The organism is Cellulosimicrobium sp. E-16 (assembly GCF_049913115.1).
Lineage (GTDB): Bacteria > Actinomycetota > Actinomycetes > Actinomycetales > Cellulomonadaceae > Cellulosimicrobium.
Window position 1 is genome coordinate 3,825,272 of record NZ_CP183974.1, and the last position, 19,313, is coordinate 3,844,584.

Genomic DNA, 19,313 nt, shown 5'->3' on the forward strand with positions numbered 1-19,313 from the left:
CGACACCGTTCAGGCCGTGCAGCCGCACTCCGCGAGCGAGGCGACGAAGTCGTCGAAGATGAGGCGCGCGCCGTACGTGCCCCCGTCGGGGACGGCGTCGGCCATGAGGGAGAACACGAGGAGGCGGTCGTCGGCCGTGACGACCGTCCCCGCGAGCGACGTGACGTTCGGCAGGCTGCCCGTCTTGGCCCGCACGACGCCGCGGCCCGCGTTCTCGAGGTAGCGCTCGCCGAGCGTCCCGGACAGTCCGGCGACCGGGAGCCCGACGGCGCCGGGCCGCAGCTGCGGGTGCGCAGGGTCCGCGAGCAGGCCGACGACCTCGTCGAGCTGGGCGGGCGTGACGACCGAGCCGTCGCCGAGGCCAGAGAGATCGGCGAGCGTCGCGCCCGTGAGGTCGACCCCGAGCCCCTCGACCGCCGACCGCACGGCCTGCGTCGCGCCGGCCGCGGAGCCGGGCAGCCCCGCGTCGATCGCGACGACGCGGCCCACCACCTCCGTGATCGTGTTGTCGGAGTGCTGGAGCAGGTACGCGACGACCTCGCTCAGCGGCGCGGACTCCACCTCGCCGACGGTGCGGCCGTCGTCAGGCGCCGGTGCGCGCACCACGTCCCCCGCCACGGTGACCCCCTGCTCGGCGAGCGCGGCGACGAACGCGTCGGCGGCCGCCATCGCCGGGTCCTCCGCGCGCGGCGCGTACTCCTCGTCCTCGAGCCGCGCGATGTCGACCGCGAGCGCGGCGACGGGCGCGACGTACCCGTTGCGCACGCTCGCCGGGTCGACCGTCGGCGCGACCGCGGCACCCGTGAAGAGCGTGTCGTCGAGGCGCAGCGCGACCGTCGTGCGGCCCGTCAGCCGGAGCTCGCCCGCGACCTGGGCCGCGAGGTCGCCGAGGCCCGCCCGGCCGTTCACCGCCGTCGGGTCGCCCGCACCGGCGGCGAGCATCATGTCGCCGCCGCCCACGAGGTACACGGTCTCCTGTCCCTCGAGGACGGCGCGGGTCGGGAGGGTCGCGTGCGCGCCGGGAGACGTGAGGGCGGCCGCCGCGGTGAGGGTCTTGAGGGTCGACGCCGGGACGTGGCCCACCGCGTCGCTGCTCGCCCCGAGCACGTCGCCCGTCGCGGCGTCGGTCACCAGGACGCCGACGCGCGGGCCGAGCCGGGTGTCCCCCGCGAGATCGTCCGCGAGGTCCTGCACGCTCCCCGTGGCCGGGACCGGGGCCGCAGGGTCGAGGGTCGGCAGCTCGACCTCGAGAGGTGGCGCCGCGACGGCGCCCGGCGCCTCGGGGAACGGGTTCGGCTCCGCGTAGGGCTCCGCGGTCGTGAGCACGCCGGGGACGACGTCGTACGCGTCCGCCACGACGTAGCCGCCGGCGAGGGCGAGCACGACACCCACGGCGACGCCCGTGCGCGCTCCCCAGCCCATGCGTCTCCCTCGCTCCGTCCCGTCCAGGCGCGCCTGCTCGGCACCGGTGGGCACCGGTGCCTGGACCGGGACGTCGGGTGCGGGCACGTGCGCATTATCACTCAGCCCGCCCGCCCGGGAGCCCGGTGGGAACCCTCTCGCGCGGACGGTACGTGTCACACTAGTTCCCGCACGACGGCGTGGTCCGTCGTCCACAGACCCAGCCACCGCCCGAGCGTCGCGGTGCCGGTACGACTGGAGGAAGCAGTGGAGTTCGACGTCACGATCGAGATCCCCAAGGGGCAGCGCAACAAGTACGAGGTGGACCACGCGACCGGTCGCATCCGCCTCGACCGCATGCTCTTCACCTCGACGCGGTACCCCGACGACTACGGGTTCATCGAGGGGACGCTCGGCGAGGACGGCGACCCGCTGGACGCGCTGGTCCTGCTCGAGGAGCCCACGTTCCCCGGCTGCCTGATCCGCTGCCGCGCGCTCGGCATGTTCCGCATGCGCGACGAGGCCGGCGGCGACGACAAGGTCCTCTGCGTCCCGACGGGCGACCAGCGCGCCGCGTGGCGCCAGGACATCGACGACGTCTCCGACTTCCACCGCCTGGAGATCCAGCACTTCTTCGAGGTCTACAAGGACCTCGAGCCCGGCAAGTCCGTCGAGGGCGCCCACTGGGTCGGCCGCGCGGACGCCGAGGCCGAGATCGAGCGCTCGCTCCAGCGCGCCATCGACTCCGGGTACCACACGCCGGGCCACTGACACCCGGCTCGCGCCACCCACCACGACGGCGGCCGCTCACCTCCCGGGGTGAGCGGCCGCCGTCGTCTGCTGACGTCGCGAGGTCGGCCTAGGGGCGGCCCGCGTAGGGCATCGCGTCGGCCCAGCGCATCGCGACCTCGTGCACGGGGCTCCCGGGCTGGCGGGCCTCGATCATCCTGCCGTTCCCGGTGTACATGGCGACGTGGCGGATGGTCGACGGGTTCGAGGTGTCGTTGGCGTAGAAGATCAGGTCGCCCGGGCGGAGCTGGTCGTAGGAGATCTTCTGCACGCGCTGGTACTGCGAGCGCGACGTGCGCGTGATGTCGACGCCCGCCGCGGCCCAGGCGCGCGACGTGAGGCCCGAGCAGTCGTAGCCCGGTCCGGTCCCGCCGAACACGTACGGGGCGCCGATCGTGGTGCGCGCCCACGCGACGGCGGCCCGGCCCTGCGCCGCGCTGCCGACGCCCGTGCCCGGGGGCGGGGTGACGACCGGCGGCGGGTCGGGCGTCGGGGCAGGTGTCGGGTTCGGCGCGGGTGCCGGGTTCGGCGCGGGTGCCGGATCCGGGGCCGGCGCGGGTGCGGGTGCCGGTGCGCGGTCGGGCGCCGGGTCCGCGGGCGCGGGGCTGCTCGTCGGGGGCGCCGCGGGCGCGCCCGACGTCGTCCCCGCCGCCGGGGCCTCGACGCGCGCCCGGGCCGCGGCCTCGCGCTCGCTCGCGGCCTGCGCGTCGAGGGCGTCCTGGCGCTGGCGCTCGACGTCGACGCTCGTGGCCCGCGCGCGGGCCAGCTCGGCGAGGAGCGTCTCCCGCCGGGTCGCGGACTCCTGCACCGCGTCGTCGAGCGCGTCGGACGAGACCTGGGCGGCGGCGAGCGCGTCACGGGCACGGTCCTCGACCTCGCCCTGGTGCGCGAGCGCCGCGTCGGCCCGGGCACGGGCGGTGTCGGCGACGGCCCGCGCGGTCGCGTGCGCGTCGACCGCACGTCCCGCGGTCCGGCCGGCGACGCGCTCCGCGTTCTCCCGCTCGACGACCTGGCCCACCCCGTCCGCGTCGAGAACGGCACGCAACGCGTCGAGGTCGGTGGAGCCCTGCCGGGACGCGCGGAACAGCGCACCGACCGCGGCGCGCGACTCCGACTCGCCCGTCCGGGCGGTCGCGAGCGCCTCCTGGGCGTCGCGGACCGCGGCGTCGGCCGTCGCGAGCGCGTCCTGCGCGGCCGCGTACTCCTCCGCCGCGCTCTCGACGGCCGCCTCCGCGGTGGACTGGCGGTCCCGCAGCGACGCCAGCTCGCTCTCGACGGACTCGACGTCCCGGGCCGCACCGTCCGCGGCCTCGCGCGCCGCGCGGACGTCGTCGTCCGACGGCGGGTCGGACGACGCGGAGGGCGCGAGCCCGACGCCGAGCACGAGCGCGAGCAGGCCCGCCGCGGTCGCGGAGGCGAGCCGGCGGGGCCCGGTGACCGGGCGACGCCGCGCTCCCCCGAGGAGCTCCGGCCGGGCGGCGTGCGCCGACGTCACGTCGTCCATCGCCCCTCCTTCGACCGGTCGCTCGGCGTGTCCCGTTGACAGCACCCGCACGAGTCTGCCCAGAAGGTCCGCGATGCGCCATCGGAGCGGCACCGCCTTTCTCAGGATGTGGTCTCGCATCGCGAGACACCCCTGTCGGGCGGCGCGGATCGGGCCTAGCCTCACCAGCATGTCCCGTCGAATGTGTCGCTGACCCCAGCACACGTTCGCCTGCCCGCGAGCCGTCGTCGACGACGTCCTCGCCGTGGCGATCCCGTCCCGTGTGCGCCCCTCGCCGCGGTCGACGGCCGGCCTCCCGCCTCCTCGTCTCCCACGGCACCCGTCCGCCCGGCGCGCCGAGCGCCGTCGTCCCACCCCACCACCCCGCAGGAGAGTCCGATGAGCACCGAGAACGCCCCCGCCTGGTCCTTCGAGACGCGCCAGGTCCACGCCGGCCAGACCGCCGACCCGACGACCGGGGCCCGCGCGCTGCCGATCTACCAGACGACGTCGTTCGTCTTCCCCGACGCGTCCGTGGCCGCCGACCGCTTCGCGCTCAAGGACCTCGGCCCGATCTACACGCGCATCGGCAACCCGACCCAGGAGGTCGTGGAGAACCGCATCGCGTCCCTCGAGGGCGGCGTCGGCGCGCTCCTCCTCGCGTCCGGGCAGGCCGCGACGACGTTCGCGATCCTCAACGTCGCCGAGGCGGGCGACCACGTCGTCGCCTCGCCGAGCCTCTACGGCGGCACGTACAACCTGCTGCAGTACTCGCTCGCCAAGCTCGGCGTCGAGACGACGTTCGTCACCGACCCGCACGACCCGCAGGCCTGGCGCGACGCCGTGCGCCCGAACACGAAGCTGTTCTTCGGCGAGACGATCCCCAACCCGCAGGCCGACGTCCTCGACATCGAGGCCGTCGCGGCGGTCGCGCACGAGGTAGGCGTGCCGCTGATCGTCGACAACACGGTCGCGACCCCCTACCTGCTGCGCCCGCTCGAGCACGGGGCGGACGTCGTCGTGCACTCGGCGACGAAGTACCTCGGCGGGCACGGCTCCGCCATCGGCGGCGTGATCGTCGACGGCGGCACGTTCGACTACGCGGCGTACCCGGAGCGGTTCCCGAACTACAACACCCCCGACCCGTCGTACAACGGCCTCGTCTACGCGCGCGACCTCGGCGTGGACGGCATCCTCGGCGCGAACCTCGCGTACGTGCTCAAGGCGCGCGTGCAGCTCCTGCGCGACCTGGGCTCGGCGATCTCGCCGTTCAACGCCTTCCTCATCGCGCAGGGCATCGAGACGCTGTCGCTGCGCGTGGAGCGCCACGTCGAGAACGCGCAGAAGGTCGCGGAGTGGCTCGAGGCGCGCGACGACGTCCGCACCGTGCACTACGCAGGGCTGGCGTCGAGCCCGTGGCAGGCCAACGCGCAGAAGTACCTGCCGCGCGGCGCCGGTGCGGTGCTCGCGTTCGAGCTCGACGGGGGCAGCGAGGCGGGGCAAGCGTTCGTCTCCGCCCTGCAGCTCCACTCGAACGTCGCGAACATCGGCGACGTGCGCTCGCTCGTCATCCACCCGGCCTCGACCACCCACGCCCAGCTCAGCCCTGAGGAGCAGGCGAAGTCCGGCGTGACGCCGGGCCTGGTCCGCCTCGCGGTCGGCATCGAGCACGTCGACGACATCCTCGCCGACCTCGAGCTCGGGTTCACCGCCGCCAAGTCGTCGCTCGACGCCTGAGCGACGACGCCGGCCAGCGCGGCAGAACGACGACGAGGACTGCGATGACGGATCTGGACAGCCGGGGCGCCCTGCGCGCCCCGGCCGTACAGTGGCCGACGGTGAGCCCTGTGAACGACGACCTCCTCCCCCCTGCCCCCGACGCCCGGCGCGACCACCGCGCGGACGCCTCGGGGCGCGGCGTCGCGCCGTCGCGCGCGCGGGTGAAGGCGCCGGTCCCGGCGACCGGCGCCTGGCGGGACGGGGACCCTGTGGGGCGGCGGCAGTTCGCCGACGTCGGCACGTTCGACCTCGAGTCCGGCGCTCGGCTGCCCGACGTCCGCGTCGCGTACGAGACGTGGGGCACGCTCGCGCCGGACGGGTCGAACGCCGTCCTCGTGCTGCACGCCCTCACCGGCGACTCCCACGTCAGCGGTTCCGCCGGCGAGGGGCACGCGACCGCGGGCTGGTGGGAGTCTCTCGTCGGCCCCGGCGCACCGATCGACACCGACCGCTGGTTCGTCGTCGCGCCCAACGTGCTCGGCGGGTGCCAGGGCACCACCGGCCCGGCGTCCACCGCTCCCGACGGGCGTCCCTGGGGCAGCCGCTTCCCCCGCGTCACGACCCGCGACCAGGTCGCGGTCGAGATCGAGCTCGCCCGGGCGCTCGGCATCGCGTCGTGGGCGTTCGTCGTCGGCGCCTCGATGGGCGGGCACCGCGTCCTCGAGTGGGCGCTGCTCGGACCGGAGGCGGGCGTCGACGTCGTCTCGCTCGCCGCGATCGCGACGACCGCGCAGACGACCGGCGACCAGATCGCCTGGGCGCACCCGCAGCTCGGCGCGGTCCGCGCCGACCCCGGGTTCCGCGGCGGGGACTACTACGACGCCGCGGACGGCGACGGCCCGCACGTCGGGCTCGGCATCGCACGCCAGATCGCGCACGCAACCTACCGCTCCGCGCGCGAGCTCGACGAGCGGTTCGGCCGCCTCCCGCAGGGCGGCGAGGACCCCTTCACCGACGGCCGGTACGCCGTGCAGTCGTACCTCGACCACCACGGCGACAAGCTCGCCCGCCGCTTCGACGCCAACTCGTACGTCGTGCTCACCGAGTCGATGCTCACGCACGACCTCGGTCGCGACCGCGGCGGGGTCGAGGCGGCGCTCGCGCAGATCACCGCGCACGCGCTCGTCGTCGCGGTCGACACGGACCGGCTCTTCCTGCCCGCGGACTGCGCGCGCATCGCGGCAGGTGTCCCCGGCGCCGAGCCGCTGCGCACGCTCACGAGCGACTTCGGGCACGACGGGTTCCTCATCGAGTTCGACCAGCTCGGCCCGATCGTCGCGGACTTCCTCGGGGAGCCTGCGCGCGTCCGTGACTGACGCGCCGACCGCCCTGTCCACGAGGTGGCTCCGTGGCGGGCGGGCCCGCCTCGTCCTGGCACGATGAAGAGATGGACAGCGACGTGACCGAGGCGGCCCAGCACCTGCGCACCCAGTGGGACCGGCTCGACCGCTGGCTGCGGGACCTCGGGGGCGAGCTGGACCGCGACGCCGGTCGTGCGAGCGTGCTCGACGGCTGGACCGTCGGCGAGCTGGTCACCCACCTCGGCCGCGTCATGGAGACCCTGGCGCTGTGCGGGCCGGTGCCCGCCGGCACCGTTCCCCTCACCCTCGCGGAGTACCTCGGCACGTACCCGGAGCGTGCGGAGGAGATCGAGCACTCGACACGCGCCCTCGACGCAGAGATCGCCGACGACCGGCTCGGGCGCGTCCAGGCCTTCGCCGCAGCCGGCTTCGCCCGGCTCGACGAGCTCGGTGACCAGCGCGTCGTGCAGGCGAGACGCGGCCCCATCACCCTCCAGGACATGGTGCGCTCACGGGTGCTCGAGCTCGTCGTCCACGCCGACGACCTCGCGCGCACGTTCCCGGGCGTGGTCACCGACCCGGTGGACCGCGGCGCGCTCGACGCCGTCGCGGCCGAGCTGCTGCACGTCGTCGTCACGCGCGGTGGCTGGGCGCTCGAGGTGCGCGACCCCCGCCTCTGGCTGCGGCTCGCGTGCGGCCGCGTCCCCTACGACGTCGACGAGCTCGCGCGCGCCCTCGAGCCCGTGCACACCTCCGAAGCGGTGCCGGACCTCGGCCGGATGCTCCCGCTGCTCTGACGCGCCGTCGTCCCCGGCAGCGTGACGCGCCGCACCCGGGCTCCCCGTGGTCGAGGCGCAGGCAGGACCGTAGGTTGGGGGCATGCTCGCCGCCTACGCCGACCACCTCGACCCCGACGACCCCCTGGCCGGTCTGGTCGTCGGGGACCGTCCCGAACCGGAGCCCCGCGAGCACTGGACGACCGTCGACGTGCGCGCCGCATCGCTCAACCACCACGACCTGTGGTCGCTGCGCGGGGTCGGGCTGCCCGCGGACCGGCTCCCCATGATCCTCGGGACCGACGCGGCGGGCGTCGCCCCCGACGGCAGCGAGGTCGTCGTGCACGCGGTGATCGGGGCGGACGGGCACGGGGTCGGGCCGACCGAGCGTCGGTCGCTCCTCTCCGAGCGCTACCCCGGCACCCTCGCCGAGCGCGTCGCCGTCCCGACCCACAACCTCGTCCCCAAGCCCCCGGAGCTGACGTTCGTCGAGGCCGCCTGCGTGCCGACGGCCTGGCTGACGGCGTACCGCATGCTCTTCACCGCCGGCGGCGCCGCGCCCGGGGACCGCGTCCTCGTCCAGGGCGCGGGCGGCGGCGTCGCGACGGCGGCCGTCGCGCTGGGCGCGGCCGCCGGGCTCGAGGTGTGGGTGACCTCCCGCTCGGCAGGCAAGCGCGCCGGGGCCGCGCGGCTCGGGGCGGCCGCGACGTTCGAGCACGGTGCGCGCCTGCCCGCGCCGGTCGACGTCGTCGTGGAGACCGTCGGCCAGGCGACCTGGCGCCACTCGCTGCGTTCGGTCCGCCCGGGCGGGACCGTCGTCGTCGCCGGCGCCACGAGCGGGGATGCGTCGCCTGCCGAGCTCACCCGCGTCTTCTTCCACGAGATCTGCATCCAGGGCGTGACGATGGGGACGCGCGACGACCTCGCGGCGCTGCTGCGGTTCCTCGCGCGGAGCGAGGTGCGGCCCGTCGTCGACCAGGTCCTGCCCCTCGCGCGCGCACGCGACGGGCTCGCGCGGCTCGCCGCCGGGGAGCAGTTCGGCAAGGTGGTGCTCACGCCGTGACGTCGCCCGGCTGGGGTCCGGACGTCCTCGGCGCCGGGTACGAGCAGTGCACGGTCGAGCTGGAGCCCGACGACGAGGGCGAGGTCGTCGTGACCGTGGTCCGCCACGCGCCGGCGACCGACGAGCCGATCCGGCCGGCACGCGCGGTGCTGTACGTCCACGGCTGGAGCGACTACTTCTTCCAGACCGAGCTCGCCGAGACCTGGCGCGCGCTCGGCGCGGCGTTCTACGCCGTCGACCTCCGCAAGTACGGGCGCAGCCTGCGCCCCCACCAGACGCCCGGGTACGCCGACCACCTCACCGAGTACGACGCCGACATCGCCGCCGCGCTCGACGTCGTCCGGGGGGACCTCGGCGCGCACGCCGCGATCATGCTCATGGGTCACTCCACCGGAGGGCTCGTCGCAGCGTTGTGGGCGCACCGGCACCCGGGCGCCGTCCGAGGGCTCGTGCTCAACAGCCCGTGGCTCGAGCTCCAGGGATCTTCGGTCGCCCGGACCGTCTCGGGCCCCGCGATCCGCCAGCTCGCGCGCTTCCAGCCTCGCACGCCGCTGCCGAACGTGGACCCCGGCTACTACGCGCGGACCCTGCGCGACCGTGACGACGGCGCCTGGGTCATCGACGACGCCTGGCGGCCCGTCCCGTCGTTCCCCGTCCGCGCCGGCTGGCTCCGCGCCGTCATCTCCGGCCATGCTCGTGTCGCAGCAGGACTCGCCATCGACTGCCCCGTGCTCGTGCTCCTCGCCGAGAAGTCCCTGTTCAGCACCCGCTGGTCCGAGGACATGCGATCCGCCGACATCGTGCTCGACGTCGAGCCGCTGGCCCGCCGCGCCGCGCACCTGGGACGGGTCGTCACCATCGTCAGGATCCCCGGCGGGATGCACGACCTCTCGCTCTCGGCGCCCGAGCCGCGCGCCCGGTTCTTCGCGGAGATCGTGCGCTGGTCGGCGGCCTACGGCTGGGCCTGACCCGTCCCCGCGGAGCGTCTCTGCGCAGGACCACGGGTGACCCGGGGGGCAGGCGGAGCATGAGGGTATGCGGAAATGCCGAAGGCCCACCCCGTGTGGGGTGGGCCTTCGGTGAAGGGTTGTCCGGCGGCGTCCTACTCTCCCACCCCGTCTCCAGGGCAGTACCATCGGCGCTGAAGGGCTTAGCTTCCGGGTTCGGTATGGGACCGGGCGTTTCCCCTTCGCTGTGACCGCCGTAACTCTGTGAACCTGTCCAACACTGGGCACCCCCGGTGTGGGGGTGTGGTGTTGGTGGTTCGGGAACCGCACAGTGGACGCGTAGCAAAAGATTGTTGGTGTTGAAGTTGTCGGCTGATTAGTACCGGTCAGCTGCACGGGTCTTTCGTCCCCGCTTCCACGTCCGGCCTATCGACCCAGTGTTCTGCTGGGTGCCTCTCACCCCGTAGGGTATGGAAACCTCATCTTGAAGCAGGCTTCCCGCTTAGATGCTTTCAGCGGTTATCCCTTCCGAACGTAGCCAACCAGCGGTGCTCCTGGCGGAACAACTGGCACACCAGAGGTTCGTCCGTCCCGGTCCTCTCGTACTAGGGACAGCCCTTCTCAAGTTTCCTGCGCGCGCAGCGGATAGGGACCGAACTGTCTCACGACGTTCTAAACCCAGCTCGCGTACCGCTTTAATGGGCGAACAGCCCAACCCTTGGGACCTACTCCAGCCCCAGGATGCGACGAGCCGACATCGAGGTGCCAAACCATGCCGTCGATATGGACTCTTGGGCAAGATCAGCCTGTTATCCCCGGGGTACCTTTTATCCGTTGAGCGACGGCGCTTCCACAAGCCACCGCCGGATCACTAGTTCCGACTTTCGTCCCTGCTCGACCTGTCAGTCTCACAGTCAAGCTCCCTTGTGCACTTGCACTCGACACCTGATTGCCAACCAGGCTGAGGGAACCTTTGAGCGCCTCCGTTACATTTTAGGAGGCAACCGCCCCAGTTAAACTACCCACCAGGCACTGTCCCTGGTCCGGATCACGGACCGAGGTTAGACATCCGAAGCGGCCAGAGTGGTATTTCAACGTTGACTCCACCCGCACTGGCGTACGGGTTTCACAGTCTCCCACCTATCCTACACAAGCCGCACCGAACACCAATACCAAGCTATAGTAAAGGTCCCGGGGTCTTTCCGTCCTGCTGCGCGTAACGAGCATCTTTACTCGTAGTGCAATTTCGCCGAGTTCGCGGTTGAGACAGCGGAGAAGTCGTTACGCCATTCGTGCAGGTCGGAACTTACCCGACAAGGAATTTCGCTACCTTAGGATGGTTATAGTTACCACCGCCGTTTACTGGGGCTTAAATTCTGAGCTTCACCCCGAGGGGTTGACCCGTCCTCTTAACCTTCCAGCACCGGGCAGGCGTCAGTCCGTATACATCGTCTTGCGACTTCGCACGGACCTGTGTTTTTAGTAAACAGTCGCTTCTCCCTGGTCTCTGCGGCCGTCCACGCTCCCCGAGCAAGTCGGTTCACGCTTCGGGCCCCCCTTCTCCCGAAGTTACGGGGGCATTTTGCCGAGTTCCTTAACCACGATTCTCTCGATCGCCTTAGTATTCTCTACCTGACCACCTGAGTCGGTTTGGGGTACGGGCGGCTAGAACCTCGCGCCGAGGCTTTTCTTGGCAGCATAGGATCACCCAGTTCGCGCTTGTGCGCTCACCGTCAGCTCTCAGCCTCATGTCTGGCGGATTTGCCTACCAGACGGCCTACAGCCTTGGACGTGGTCTACCATCGCCACGCCGGGCTACCTTCCTGCGTCACCCCTGTTAATACGCTTACCTACTACCGGTTCGGGTCCCGCGCGCCCCTGTCCGGTGGCCCCGAAGGGCCGGTGGACAGGTTTGGGCGGTCAGCATCACCGGGCTCGGTATGGGCGGTTCTTCGCCGGTAGGAGAATATCAACTCCTTGTCCATCGACTACGCCTGTCGGCCTCGCCTTAGGTCCCGACTTACCCAGGGCGGATTAACCTGGCCCTGGAACCCTTGGTCATTCGGCGGACGGGTTTCTCACCCGTCTTTCGCTACTCATGCCTGCATTCTCACTCGTGTGGGCTCCACCACTGGGTTCCCCCGCGGCTTCACTGCCCACACGACGCTCCCCTACCCACCTGCGCCTCTGGACCACGAAGGCCTGAGTTGAGCGCAGATGCCACGGCTTCGGCGGTGTACTTGAGCCCCGCTACATTGTCGGCGCGGAATCACTTGACCAGTGAGCTATTACGCACTCTTTCAAGGGTGGCTGCTTCTAAGCCAACCTCCTGGTTGTCTGTGCAACTCCACATCCTTTCCCACTTAGCACACGCTTAGGGGCCTTAGCCGGTGGTCTGGGCTGTTTCCCTCTCGACTACGGAGCTTATCCCCCGCAGTCTCACTGCCACGCTTCCACTTACCGGCATTCGGAGTTTGGCTGACGTCAGTAACCTTGTAGGGCCCATCGGCCATCCAGTAGCTCTACCTCCGGCAAGAAACACGTGACGCTGCACCTAAATGCATTTCGGGGAGAACCAGCTATCACGAAGTTTGATTGGCCTTTCACCCCTAACCACAGGTCATCCCCCAGGTTTTCAACCCTGGTGGGTTCGGTCCTCCACGCGGTCTTACCCGCGCTTCAACCTGCCCATGGCTAGATCACTTCGCTTCGGGTCTAGACCCAGCGACTATGGGCGCCCTATTCGGACTCGCTTTCGCTACGGCTTCCCCACACGGGTTAACCTCGCCACTGAGCACTAACTCGCAGGCTCATTCTTCAAAAGGCACGCTGTCACCCCAACCAAGGAGGCTCCAACGGATTGTAGGCACACGGTTTCAGGTACTATTTCACTCCCCTCCCGGGGTACTTTTCACCTTTCCCTCACGGTACTGGTCCGCTATCGGTCACTAGGTAGTATTTAGGCTTAGCAAGTGGTCTTGCCAGATTCACACGAGATTTCTCGGGCCCCGTGCTACTTGGGATCCCCTTCGGGAGGCCGCACCATTTCGTCTACCGGACTCGCACCGTCTGTGGTCCGCCTTTCAATGCGGTTCGACTATGACACGACTTTCTGACTCCCCGGCGGACTGTCAGATCCACCAGAAGGGTCCCACAACCCCGAACACGCAACGCCTGACAGCTTTAACACGCGCCCGGTTTGGCCTCATCCGCTTTCGCTCGCCACTACTCACGGAATATCTCTTCCTGTCGGTACTGAGATGTTTCACTTCCCGACGTTCCCTCCACACACCCTATATATTCAGGTGCGGGTCACACGACATGACTCGTGCGGGGTTCCCCCATTCGGAAACCCTCGGATCACAGCTCGTTTGCCAGCTCCCCGAGGCTTATCGCAGGCTACAACGTCCTTCTTCGGCTCCTAGTGCCAAGGCATCCACCCTGTGCCCTTAAAAACTTCAACAAAAACAACAAAACTGCAGAGAACCAAGAACCACACCCGAAGGTGTGTCTTGATCTTTACAAAGATGCTCGCGTCCACTGTGCAGTTCTCAAACAACCAACGACCCCGACCCCCACCAGGACCCGCCTACCCCATCAGCTCCCGAAGAAGCAGACGACGCGGTTCGAGGTCCGGAGACCGGCCCGTACCAGGCACCCCACCAACCGGTGGCCGGTGACCTGAGGACCCAACAGTGTGCTCGACAAGCCCCCCACCCTCACCCGTGATGTTCCACCACCACCCACCCGACCCCGAAGGACCAGGCAGGCCGGCAGGTACTGACACCAGCAAGACCAGAAGACTCTTTCGTCAATGTTCCACCCATGAGCAACCACCCACCACACGTACGGCGATGGCGTGGCACCTGAACGACCCACCCACCAGCAAAGCCGGCGAGGCGAGCGTTGGTAGCTCCTTAGAAAGGAGGTGATCCAGCCGCACCTTCCGGTACGGCTACCTTGTTACGACTTAGTCCCAATCGCCAGTCCCACCTTCGACCACTCCCCCCGCGAACGGTTGGGCCATGGGCTTCGGGTGTTACCGACTTTCGTGACTTGACGGGCGGTGTGTACAAGGCCCGGGAACGTATTCACCGCAGCGTTGCTGATCTGCGATTACTAGCGACTCCGACTTCATGGGGTCGAGTTGCAGACCCCAATCCGAACTGAGACCGGCTTTTTGGGATTCGCTCCACCTTACGGTATCGCAGCCCTTTGTACCGGCCATTGTAGCATGCGTGAAGCCCAAGACATAAGGGGCATGATGATTTGACGTCATCCCCACCTTCCTCCGAGTTGACCCCGGCAGTCTCCCATGAGTCCCCGGCATAACCCGCTGGCAACATGGGACGAGGGTTGCGCTCGTTGCGGGACTTAACCCAACATCTCACGACACGAGCTGACGACAACCATGCACCACCTGTGCACGAGTGTCCAAAGAGACCACCATCTCTGGTGGCTTCCCGTGCATGTCAAGCCTTGGTAAGGTTCTTCGCGTTGCATCGAATTAATCCGCATGCTCCGCCGCTTGTGCGGGCCCCCGTCAATTCCTTTGAGTTTTAGCCTTGCGGCCGTACTCCCCAGGCGGGGCACTTAATGCGTTTGCTGCGGCACGGAACTCGTGGAATGAGCCCCACACCTAGTGCCCAACGTTTACGGCATGGACTACCAGGGTATCTAATCCTGTTCGCTCCCCATGCTTTCGCTCCTCAGCGTCAGTTGCGGCCCAGAGACCTGCCTTCGCCATCGGTGTTCCTCCTGATATCTGCGCATTCCACCGCTACACCAGGAATTCCAGTCTCCCCTACCGCACTCTAGTCTGCCCGTACCCGATGCAAGCTCGAGGTTGAGCCTCGAGTTTTCACACCAGACGCGACAAACCGCCTACGAGCTCTTTACGCCCAATAATTCCGGACAACGCTTGCGCCCTACGTATTACCGCGGCTGCTGGCACGTAGTTAGCCGGCGCTTCTTCTGCAGGTACCGTCACTTGCGCTTCTTCCCTGCTGAAAGAGGTTTACAACCCGAAGGCCTTCATCCCTCACGCGGCGTCGCTGCATCAGGCTTTCGCCCATTGTGCAATATTCCCCACTGCTGCCTCCCGTAGGAGTCTGGGCCGTGTCTCAGTCCCAGTGTGGCCGGTCGCCCTCTCAGGCCGGCTACCCGTCGTCGCCTTGGTAGGCCATCACCCCACCAACAAGCTGATAGGCCGCGAGCCCATCCCTGACCGAAAAACTTTCCAACCACCCCCATGCGAAGGCGGCTCATATCCGGTATTAGCCCCGGTTTCCCGGAGTTATCCCGAAGTCAAGGGCAGGTTACTCACGTGTTACTCACCCGTTCGCCACTAATCCACCCAGCAAGCTGGGCATCATCGTTCGACTTGCATGTGTTAAGCACGCCGCCAGCGTTCGTCCTGAGCCAGGATCAAACTCTCCGTAAATGAACAACGCCCACCACCAGCACAACACCGGCAGTGAACAATCCATACGAAGCGAACCCCAACAGGGTTCACAAAACTGGCATCAACACGAAAGATGACATCATCTTCCGAAATCAACCAAAGGAATCCCAGACACAACCAACCACCCCACCCGACGGGCGGAGAAGATCAGCCATGCCACAGGGACAAAAAATTGGCATTGACTAACAAGCACACTGTTGAGTTCTCAAACAACCGACACACACCGCCTCCGACCTCGTTCCCGAGGCCCTCGCGCGGGGCGTTTCCTTCGTTCTGAATCCTACCAGACCCGGCCGTTCGTCCCGGACCGGTGAAAACCGGATTTCCGTTCAGAAATGTACCTGATCCAGACACCCTCACCTGACGCACGGCGCAGCACTGTGCTCCGAGAAACTGGTGGGAGTTTCACCCGGGGGACCAGCCACTTCGCATCTGCTCCGAGGAGCTGTGCCGTGGTGTCTGTTCCTCCCTGCCGGGCGACCTCGAGAACATTACGGGGTCCGGAGGCAGGAGGTCAACTCGCGCCGTCGTGAGCCGGACCACTCCCCTTCGCGGCGTCCTGCCCCTGTACCCGCTGCCCCTCTTCCGGCGCCCCGCGCCGCGGCGGTCGGCCTGCCGCAGCGGGCGCGGCAGCCACCGTCGCCCGGGCCGCGAGACGGGCCACCGCCGCGCGCAGGTCGTCCGGTCCGACCACGGTGAACGGCGCGTCGAAGATGCCGAACCACGCCGCGAGCCCGCCCCACGACCAGGAACCCGCGGTCAGGCGGCACCGCCCCTCCCCCACGGCCTCCACGAGGGCGCCCGTACCCGCCCACGCGGCCACGACTGCGGCGTCCAGCTCGAGCTCGACCGTCCCCCGCACGGGCATCTCGGGCTGTGTGAACCTCTCGGCGACGAACGTCGCCACGTCCGGGGCTGGCAGCGCCCGACGCTCGAACCGTGCCCCGACACCCTCGCGCGGCGCCATCCGGTCGATCCGGAACGTCCGCCAGTCGTCCCGGTCGAGGTCCCACGCGACGAGGTACCACCGCCCACCCCACGTGACGACGTGGTGGGGCTCCGCGCGGCGCGGCGCACGGAACCCCTCCCCTTGCTCCTGGCCCGGCGCACGGAGCACCTCGCCCGTCCCCCCGTCGTAGTCGAACCGCAGCACGCGGCGCTCGGCGGCGGCCGATCCGACGGACACGAGCACGTCGGCACTGACGGCGGGCAGGGCCCGCTCCCTCCGGCCCGGCACGGCCGTCACCTCCAGCGCGTCGATGCGCGTGCGGAGCCGGGCGGGCATGACCTGGCGGATCGTCGCGAGCGCGCGCGCCGCGGCGTCCTCGACCCCGGGGAGCGTCCCGGTGCGCAGCGCGATCGCGACCGCGACCGCCTGCTCGTCGTCGAACAGGAGGGGCGGCACGTCCGCGCCGGCGTCGAGCCGGTACCCGCCGTCGGGCCCCTTCGTCGCGCGCACCGGGTAGCCGAGCTCGCGCAAGCGGTCGACGTCGCGCCGCACGGTGCGGGGGCTCACGTCGAGCCGCTCGGCCAGCGCGGAGCCCGGCCAGTCCCGGCGCGCCTGGAGCAGCGAGAGCAGCCGGAGCAGTCGTCCTGAGGTCTCGAGCATGCCCTCAGGGTGGCACGGAGTAGAGGACCGAACCTGTCCTCTACCCCTGGCAACGTCGGTCTCGTCGCACGAAGCACACCCAGGAGGAGCCATCGTGATCCGCACCAGAGCACTGACCAAGGACTTCGCCGTCGGGCGCGACGCGAGCGCCACGGTGCACGCCGTGCGCGGCATCGACCTCGACGTCGCACCCGGCGAGCTCGTCGCCGTCCTCGGCCCCAACGGCGCCGGCAAGACGACCACGCTCCGCATGCTCACCACGCTCATCCGTCCCACGTCGGGCACGGCCACGGTCGCTGGGCACGACGTCGTCACCGAGCCCGACGCGGTCCGGCACCGCATCGGCTACGTCGGGCAGGGCAACGGCGCGGGCCACGCGCAGCGCGCCGTCGACGAGCTCGCGAGCCAGGGCCGGATCCACGGCCTCGACCGGCGGGCCGCGCGACGCCGCGCCGACGAGCTCCTCGACTCCCTCGAGCTCGCGTCCTACGGCACGCGCAAGGTGTCCGACCTCTCCGGCGGGCAGCGTCGCCGGCTCGACGTCGCGATGGGCCTCGTGCACGCGCCGTCGCTGCTGTTCCTCGACGAGCCGTCGACCGGCCTCGACCCGCACAACCGGGCGAACCTGTGGGACCACGTCCTGCGCATGCGCGAGGACTCGCTCGCGGCCACGGGCGAGCCCATGACGATCGTCCTCACGACGCACTACCTCGACGAGGCCGACACCATGGCCGAGCGCGTGGTCGTCGTCGACCACGGCCAGGTCATCGCCGACGACACCGCGGAGAACCTCAAGGCCGACCTTGCCGGGGACCGCGTCGTCGTCACGCTGGCCCCCGCCCGCGGGCACGAGGACGGCGCGCGGCTCACCGAGGTCGCCCGCCGCGTCGAAGGCTTCCGCGAGGCGACCCGCACGCCCGACGGAGCACCCGCCGGCGGGCACGACGCCGCACCCACGCTCGAGGTGCGCGCCGAGCGCGGCGACGCCTACCTGCCCCGCCTGCTGCGCGCCGCCGACGCGAACGGCATCGGCGTCGAGACCGCGCAGGTGCACCGGCCCACGCTCGACGACGTCTTCCTCGCCCTCACCGGCCGCAGCCTGCGCGAGGCCGGCGCCGCGACCCCGACCGACACCCCCGCCGAGGGCACTCGCCCCACCGAGAGGACCGCAGCATGAGCACCGTCGACCTCGCCCGCACCACCGTCGCCCCCCACCCGGCTCCCGCTCGCCCTCGCGCACGCCGCGGGCTCGCCGCCTTCACGCGCGACACCGGGATCGTGCTCGTCCGCGAGCTGCGCCCCGTCGTGCACGACCCGTTCTCCGTGCTGTTCGGGCTCGTCCAGCCGATCGTCTTCCTCGCGCTGTTCGGCCCCCTGCTCGTCGGGTCGCTCGGCGGCACGACGACCGGTCAGGAGGTCCTGGGCGGCAACGTGTGGCAGTGGTTCGTCCCCTCGATCCTCGTGATGACGACGCTCTTCGGGACCACGACGACCGGGGCGAACCTGCTCGTCGAGCTCCAGACCGGCGCGCACGAGCGCATGCTCGTCGCACCCCTCTCGCGCGCCTCGCTGCTCGTGGGCCGCGCGCTCAAGGAGATGGTCCCGATCGTCGCGCAGTCGGTCGTCGTGGTGCTCGTCATGCTCCCGTTCGGGTTCGAGCTCCACCCGGCCGGGGCCGTCGTCGGGCTCGCGCTGCTCGCCGTGTTCGGTGTCGGGATCGGGTCCCTCAGCTACGCGCTCGCGCTCGCGGTGCGCAAGCAGGACTGGATGTTCTGGGTCGTGCAGCAGACGCTGATCTTCCCGCTCATGATCCTGTCCGGCATGCTGCTGCCGCTCGAGACCGGGCCGCGCTGGATGCAGGTCGCGTCCGACGTCAACCCGCTCCGGTACGTCGTCGACGCCGAGCGTGCCCTGTTCGCCGGCGACCTCACCGCCTCGGCCGTCGCGTGGGGGTGGGTCGCCGCCGCCGTGACGGCCGCCGTCGGCCTCGCGGTCGGGATCCGCACCATGGTGCGCACCACCGACTGACCGACCGCGCGCGTCAGGCCCGGGCCAGCTCCACGGCCCGGGCCACCGCGCTGCCCGGGCTCGTCAGCACGGGGACCGGGAGATCCTCCAGGAGCACGGCCGCCGGCGCCATGCTGGCCTGCGCGAGCACGACGACGTCCGCTCCCCGCCGCCCGACGGCGTCCCGCGCCGCGTCCGCGACGCCCCGGTGGTACGCGCCCAGGTCCCCGGCCTCGTAGTCCGCCCACGCGCCCGTGCAGACCACGGCGTCGAGCTCGACCACCCTCCCCGCGCGACCGGCCGCGTCGACCAAGAGCTCCGTCGTCGGGCCGAGGGTCGAGGCGAGCGCGACGACGACGGCGACCCGGCCGCCGTCGCGCACCGCCGCCTCGGCGAGTGGCCGGTCGACACGCAGCACGGGCACCCCGGGCGCGCCGACCTCCTCCGCGACCGGCCCGAGCGTCGAGCACGTGCAGACCACCACCGACGCCCCCGCCGCGACGAGCGCGTCGACGTGCGCCCGGACCCGTTCACCCGTCGGCGCGCCCGCACGCGCGTCGTCCAGGAGCAGCGAGTCGACGCGGTGCGCGTGCCCCTCCCCCGGCGCGGCGTCCTCCACCAGCGCACCGAACGTCGCGACGTGCAGCTCCGCCGTGTGCAGGAACCCGATCACGTGCGCCTCCGCTCGTCGTGG

12 protein-coding genes and 3 rRNA genes are annotated in these 19,313 nt (G+C 70.2%); 8 read left to right on the forward strand and 7 right to left on the reverse strand.

Annotation, left to right across the window (positions count from 1 at the left end):
- Positions 1–9 precede the first annotated feature (9 nt).
- Positions 10–1,509 carry a D-alanyl-D-alanine carboxypeptidase/D-alanyl-D-alanine endopeptidase gene (dacB, locus tag ACN9MS_RS16775; RefSeq protein WP_426309568.1) on the reverse strand — a complete coding sequence of 500 codons (1,500 nt, stop codon included), beginning with the start codon at positions 1,507–1,509 and terminating at the stop codon, positions 10–12.
- 159 nt (positions 1,510–1,668) lie between these two features.
- On the opposite strand from dacB, the gene ACN9MS_RS16780 reads away from it, so the two are divergent.
- Complete coding sequence (locus tag ACN9MS_RS16780; RefSeq protein WP_034655165.1) at positions 1,669–2,172, forward strand: inorganic diphosphatase; 504 nt, start codon at positions 1,669–1,671, stop codon at positions 2,170–2,172.
- Between the two features lie 88 nt (positions 2,173–2,260).
- On the opposite strand, the gene ACN9MS_RS16785 is transcribed toward ACN9MS_RS16780, so the two are convergent.
- Complete coding sequence (locus ACN9MS_RS16785) at positions 2,261–3,694, reverse strand: C40 family peptidase (RefSeq protein WP_426309569.1); 1,434 nt, start codon at positions 3,692–3,694, stop codon at positions 2,261–2,263.
- A 378-nt stretch (positions 3,695–4,072) separates the two neighbouring features.
- Between ACN9MS_RS16785 and ACN9MS_RS16790 the strand changes: the two genes are divergently transcribed.
- The 5 genes from ACN9MS_RS16790 to ACN9MS_RS16810 all read left to right on the forward strand — a co-directional run bounded on the left by ACN9MS_RS16790 (position 4,073) and on the right by ACN9MS_RS16810 (position 9,560).
- A complete protein-coding gene (locus ACN9MS_RS16790; RefSeq protein WP_426309570.1) occupies positions 4,073–5,410 on the forward strand; it encodes a bifunctional o-acetylhomoserine/o-acetylserine sulfhydrylase in 1,338 nt (445 codons plus the stop codon).
- A 44-nt stretch (positions 5,411–5,454) separates the two neighbouring features.
- Positions 5,455–6,768, forward strand: a complete 1,314-nt coding sequence (gene metX / locus ACN9MS_RS16795; protein ID WP_426309571.1) for a homoserine O-acetyltransferase MetX — start codon at positions 5,455–5,457, stop codon at positions 6,766–6,768.
- Positions 6,769–6,839: 71 nt separating this feature from the next.
- Positions 6,840–7,550 carry a maleylpyruvate isomerase N-terminal domain-containing protein gene (locus ACN9MS_RS16800; protein ID WP_426309572.1) on the forward strand — a complete coding sequence of 237 codons (711 nt, stop codon included), beginning with the start codon at positions 6,840–6,842 and terminating at the stop codon, positions 7,548–7,550.
- A gap of 82 nt (positions 7,551–7,632) precedes the next feature.
- Entirely contained in the window at positions 7,633–8,592 is a 960-nt protein-coding gene (locus ACN9MS_RS16805) for a zinc-binding dehydrogenase (protein ID WP_426309573.1), read from the forward strand.
- Complete coding sequence (locus ACN9MS_RS16810) at positions 8,589–9,560, forward strand: alpha/beta hydrolase (protein WP_426309574.1); 972 nt, start codon at positions 8,589–8,591, stop codon at positions 9,558–9,560. The genes ACN9MS_RS16805 and ACN9MS_RS16810 overlap by 4 nt, the downstream gene beginning before the upstream one ends.
- A 121-nt stretch (positions 9,561–9,681) precedes the next feature.
- On the opposite strand, the gene rrf is transcribed toward ACN9MS_RS16810, so the two are convergent.
- The 4 genes from rrf to ACN9MS_RS16830 form a co-directional block, all read right to left on the reverse strand.
- A 5S ribosomal RNA gene (rrf, locus tag ACN9MS_RS16815) occupies positions 9,682–9,798 on the reverse strand.
- Between the two features lie 97 nt (positions 9,799–9,895).
- Positions 9,896–13,002 (reverse strand): 23S ribosomal RNA (locus tag ACN9MS_RS16820).
- A 458-nt stretch (positions 13,003–13,460) separates the two neighbouring features.
- Positions 13,461–14,982 (reverse strand): 16S ribosomal RNA (locus tag ACN9MS_RS16825).
- The 16S, 23S and 5S rRNA genes sit together here, the layout of an rRNA operon.
- 535 nt (positions 14,983–15,517) lie before the next feature.
- Positions 15,518–16,612, reverse strand: coding sequence for a helix-turn-helix transcriptional regulator (locus tag ACN9MS_RS16830; RefSeq protein ID WP_426309575.1), 1,095 nt, complete (start codon positions 16,610–16,612; stop codon positions 15,518–15,520).
- A gap of 94 nt (positions 16,613–16,706) precedes the next feature.
- Here ACN9MS_RS16830 and ACN9MS_RS16835 point away from each other — a divergent pair, with 94 nt between their 5' ends.
- Positions 16,707–17,789, forward strand: coding sequence for an ATP-binding cassette domain-containing protein (locus ACN9MS_RS16835; RefSeq protein ID WP_426309576.1), 1,083 nt, complete (start codon positions 16,707–16,709; stop codon positions 17,787–17,789).
- On the forward strand, positions 17,786–18,640 hold the full coding sequence (locus ACN9MS_RS16840; RefSeq protein ID WP_426309577.1) for an ABC transporter permease: 855 nt from the start codon (positions 17,786–17,788) through the stop codon (positions 18,638–18,640). Before ACN9MS_RS16835 ends, ACN9MS_RS16840 begins: the two co-directional genes overlap by 4 nt.
- Before the next feature lie 13 nt (positions 18,641–18,653).
- Here the strand turns inward: ACN9MS_RS16840 and ACN9MS_RS16845 are convergent, their stop codons facing one another.
- Positions 18,654–19,292, reverse strand: a complete 639-nt coding sequence (locus ACN9MS_RS16845) for an aspartate/glutamate racemase family protein (RefSeq protein ID WP_426309578.1) — start codon at positions 19,290–19,292, stop codon at positions 18,654–18,656.
- Positions 19,293–19,313 lie beyond the last annotated feature (21 nt).

What these genes read in the sequence shown, in the direction of transcription:
- ACN9MS_RS16785 (WP_426309569.1), bottom strand. Translation starts at nt 3,694, where the DNA reads ATGGACGACGTGACGTCGGCGCACGCCGCCCGGCCGGAGCTCCTCGGG.
- ACN9MS_RS16805 (WP_426309573.1), top strand. Translation starts at nt 7,633, where the DNA reads ATGCTCGCCGCCTACGCCGACCACCTCGACCCCGACGACCCCCTGGCC.
- ACN9MS_RS16800 (WP_426309572.1), top strand. Translation starts at nt 6,840, where the DNA reads ATGGACAGCGACGTGACCGAGGCGGCCCAGCACCTGCGCACCCAGTGG.
- ACN9MS_RS16830 (WP_426309575.1), bottom strand. Translation starts at nt 16,612, where the DNA reads ATGCTCGAGACCTCAGGACGACTGCTCCGGCTGCTCTCGCTGCTCCAG.
- ACN9MS_RS16840 (WP_426309577.1), top strand. Translation starts at nt 17,786, where the DNA reads ATGAGCACCGTCGACCTCGCCCGCACCACCGTCGCCCCCCACCCGGCT.
- ACN9MS_RS16790 (WP_426309570.1), top strand. Translation starts at nt 4,073, where the DNA reads ATGAGCACCGAGAACGCCCCCGCCTGGTCCTTCGAGACGCGCCAGGTC.
- metX (WP_426309571.1), top strand. Translation starts at nt 5,455, where the DNA reads ATGACGGATCTGGACAGCCGGGGCGCCCTGCGCGCCCCGGCCGTACAG.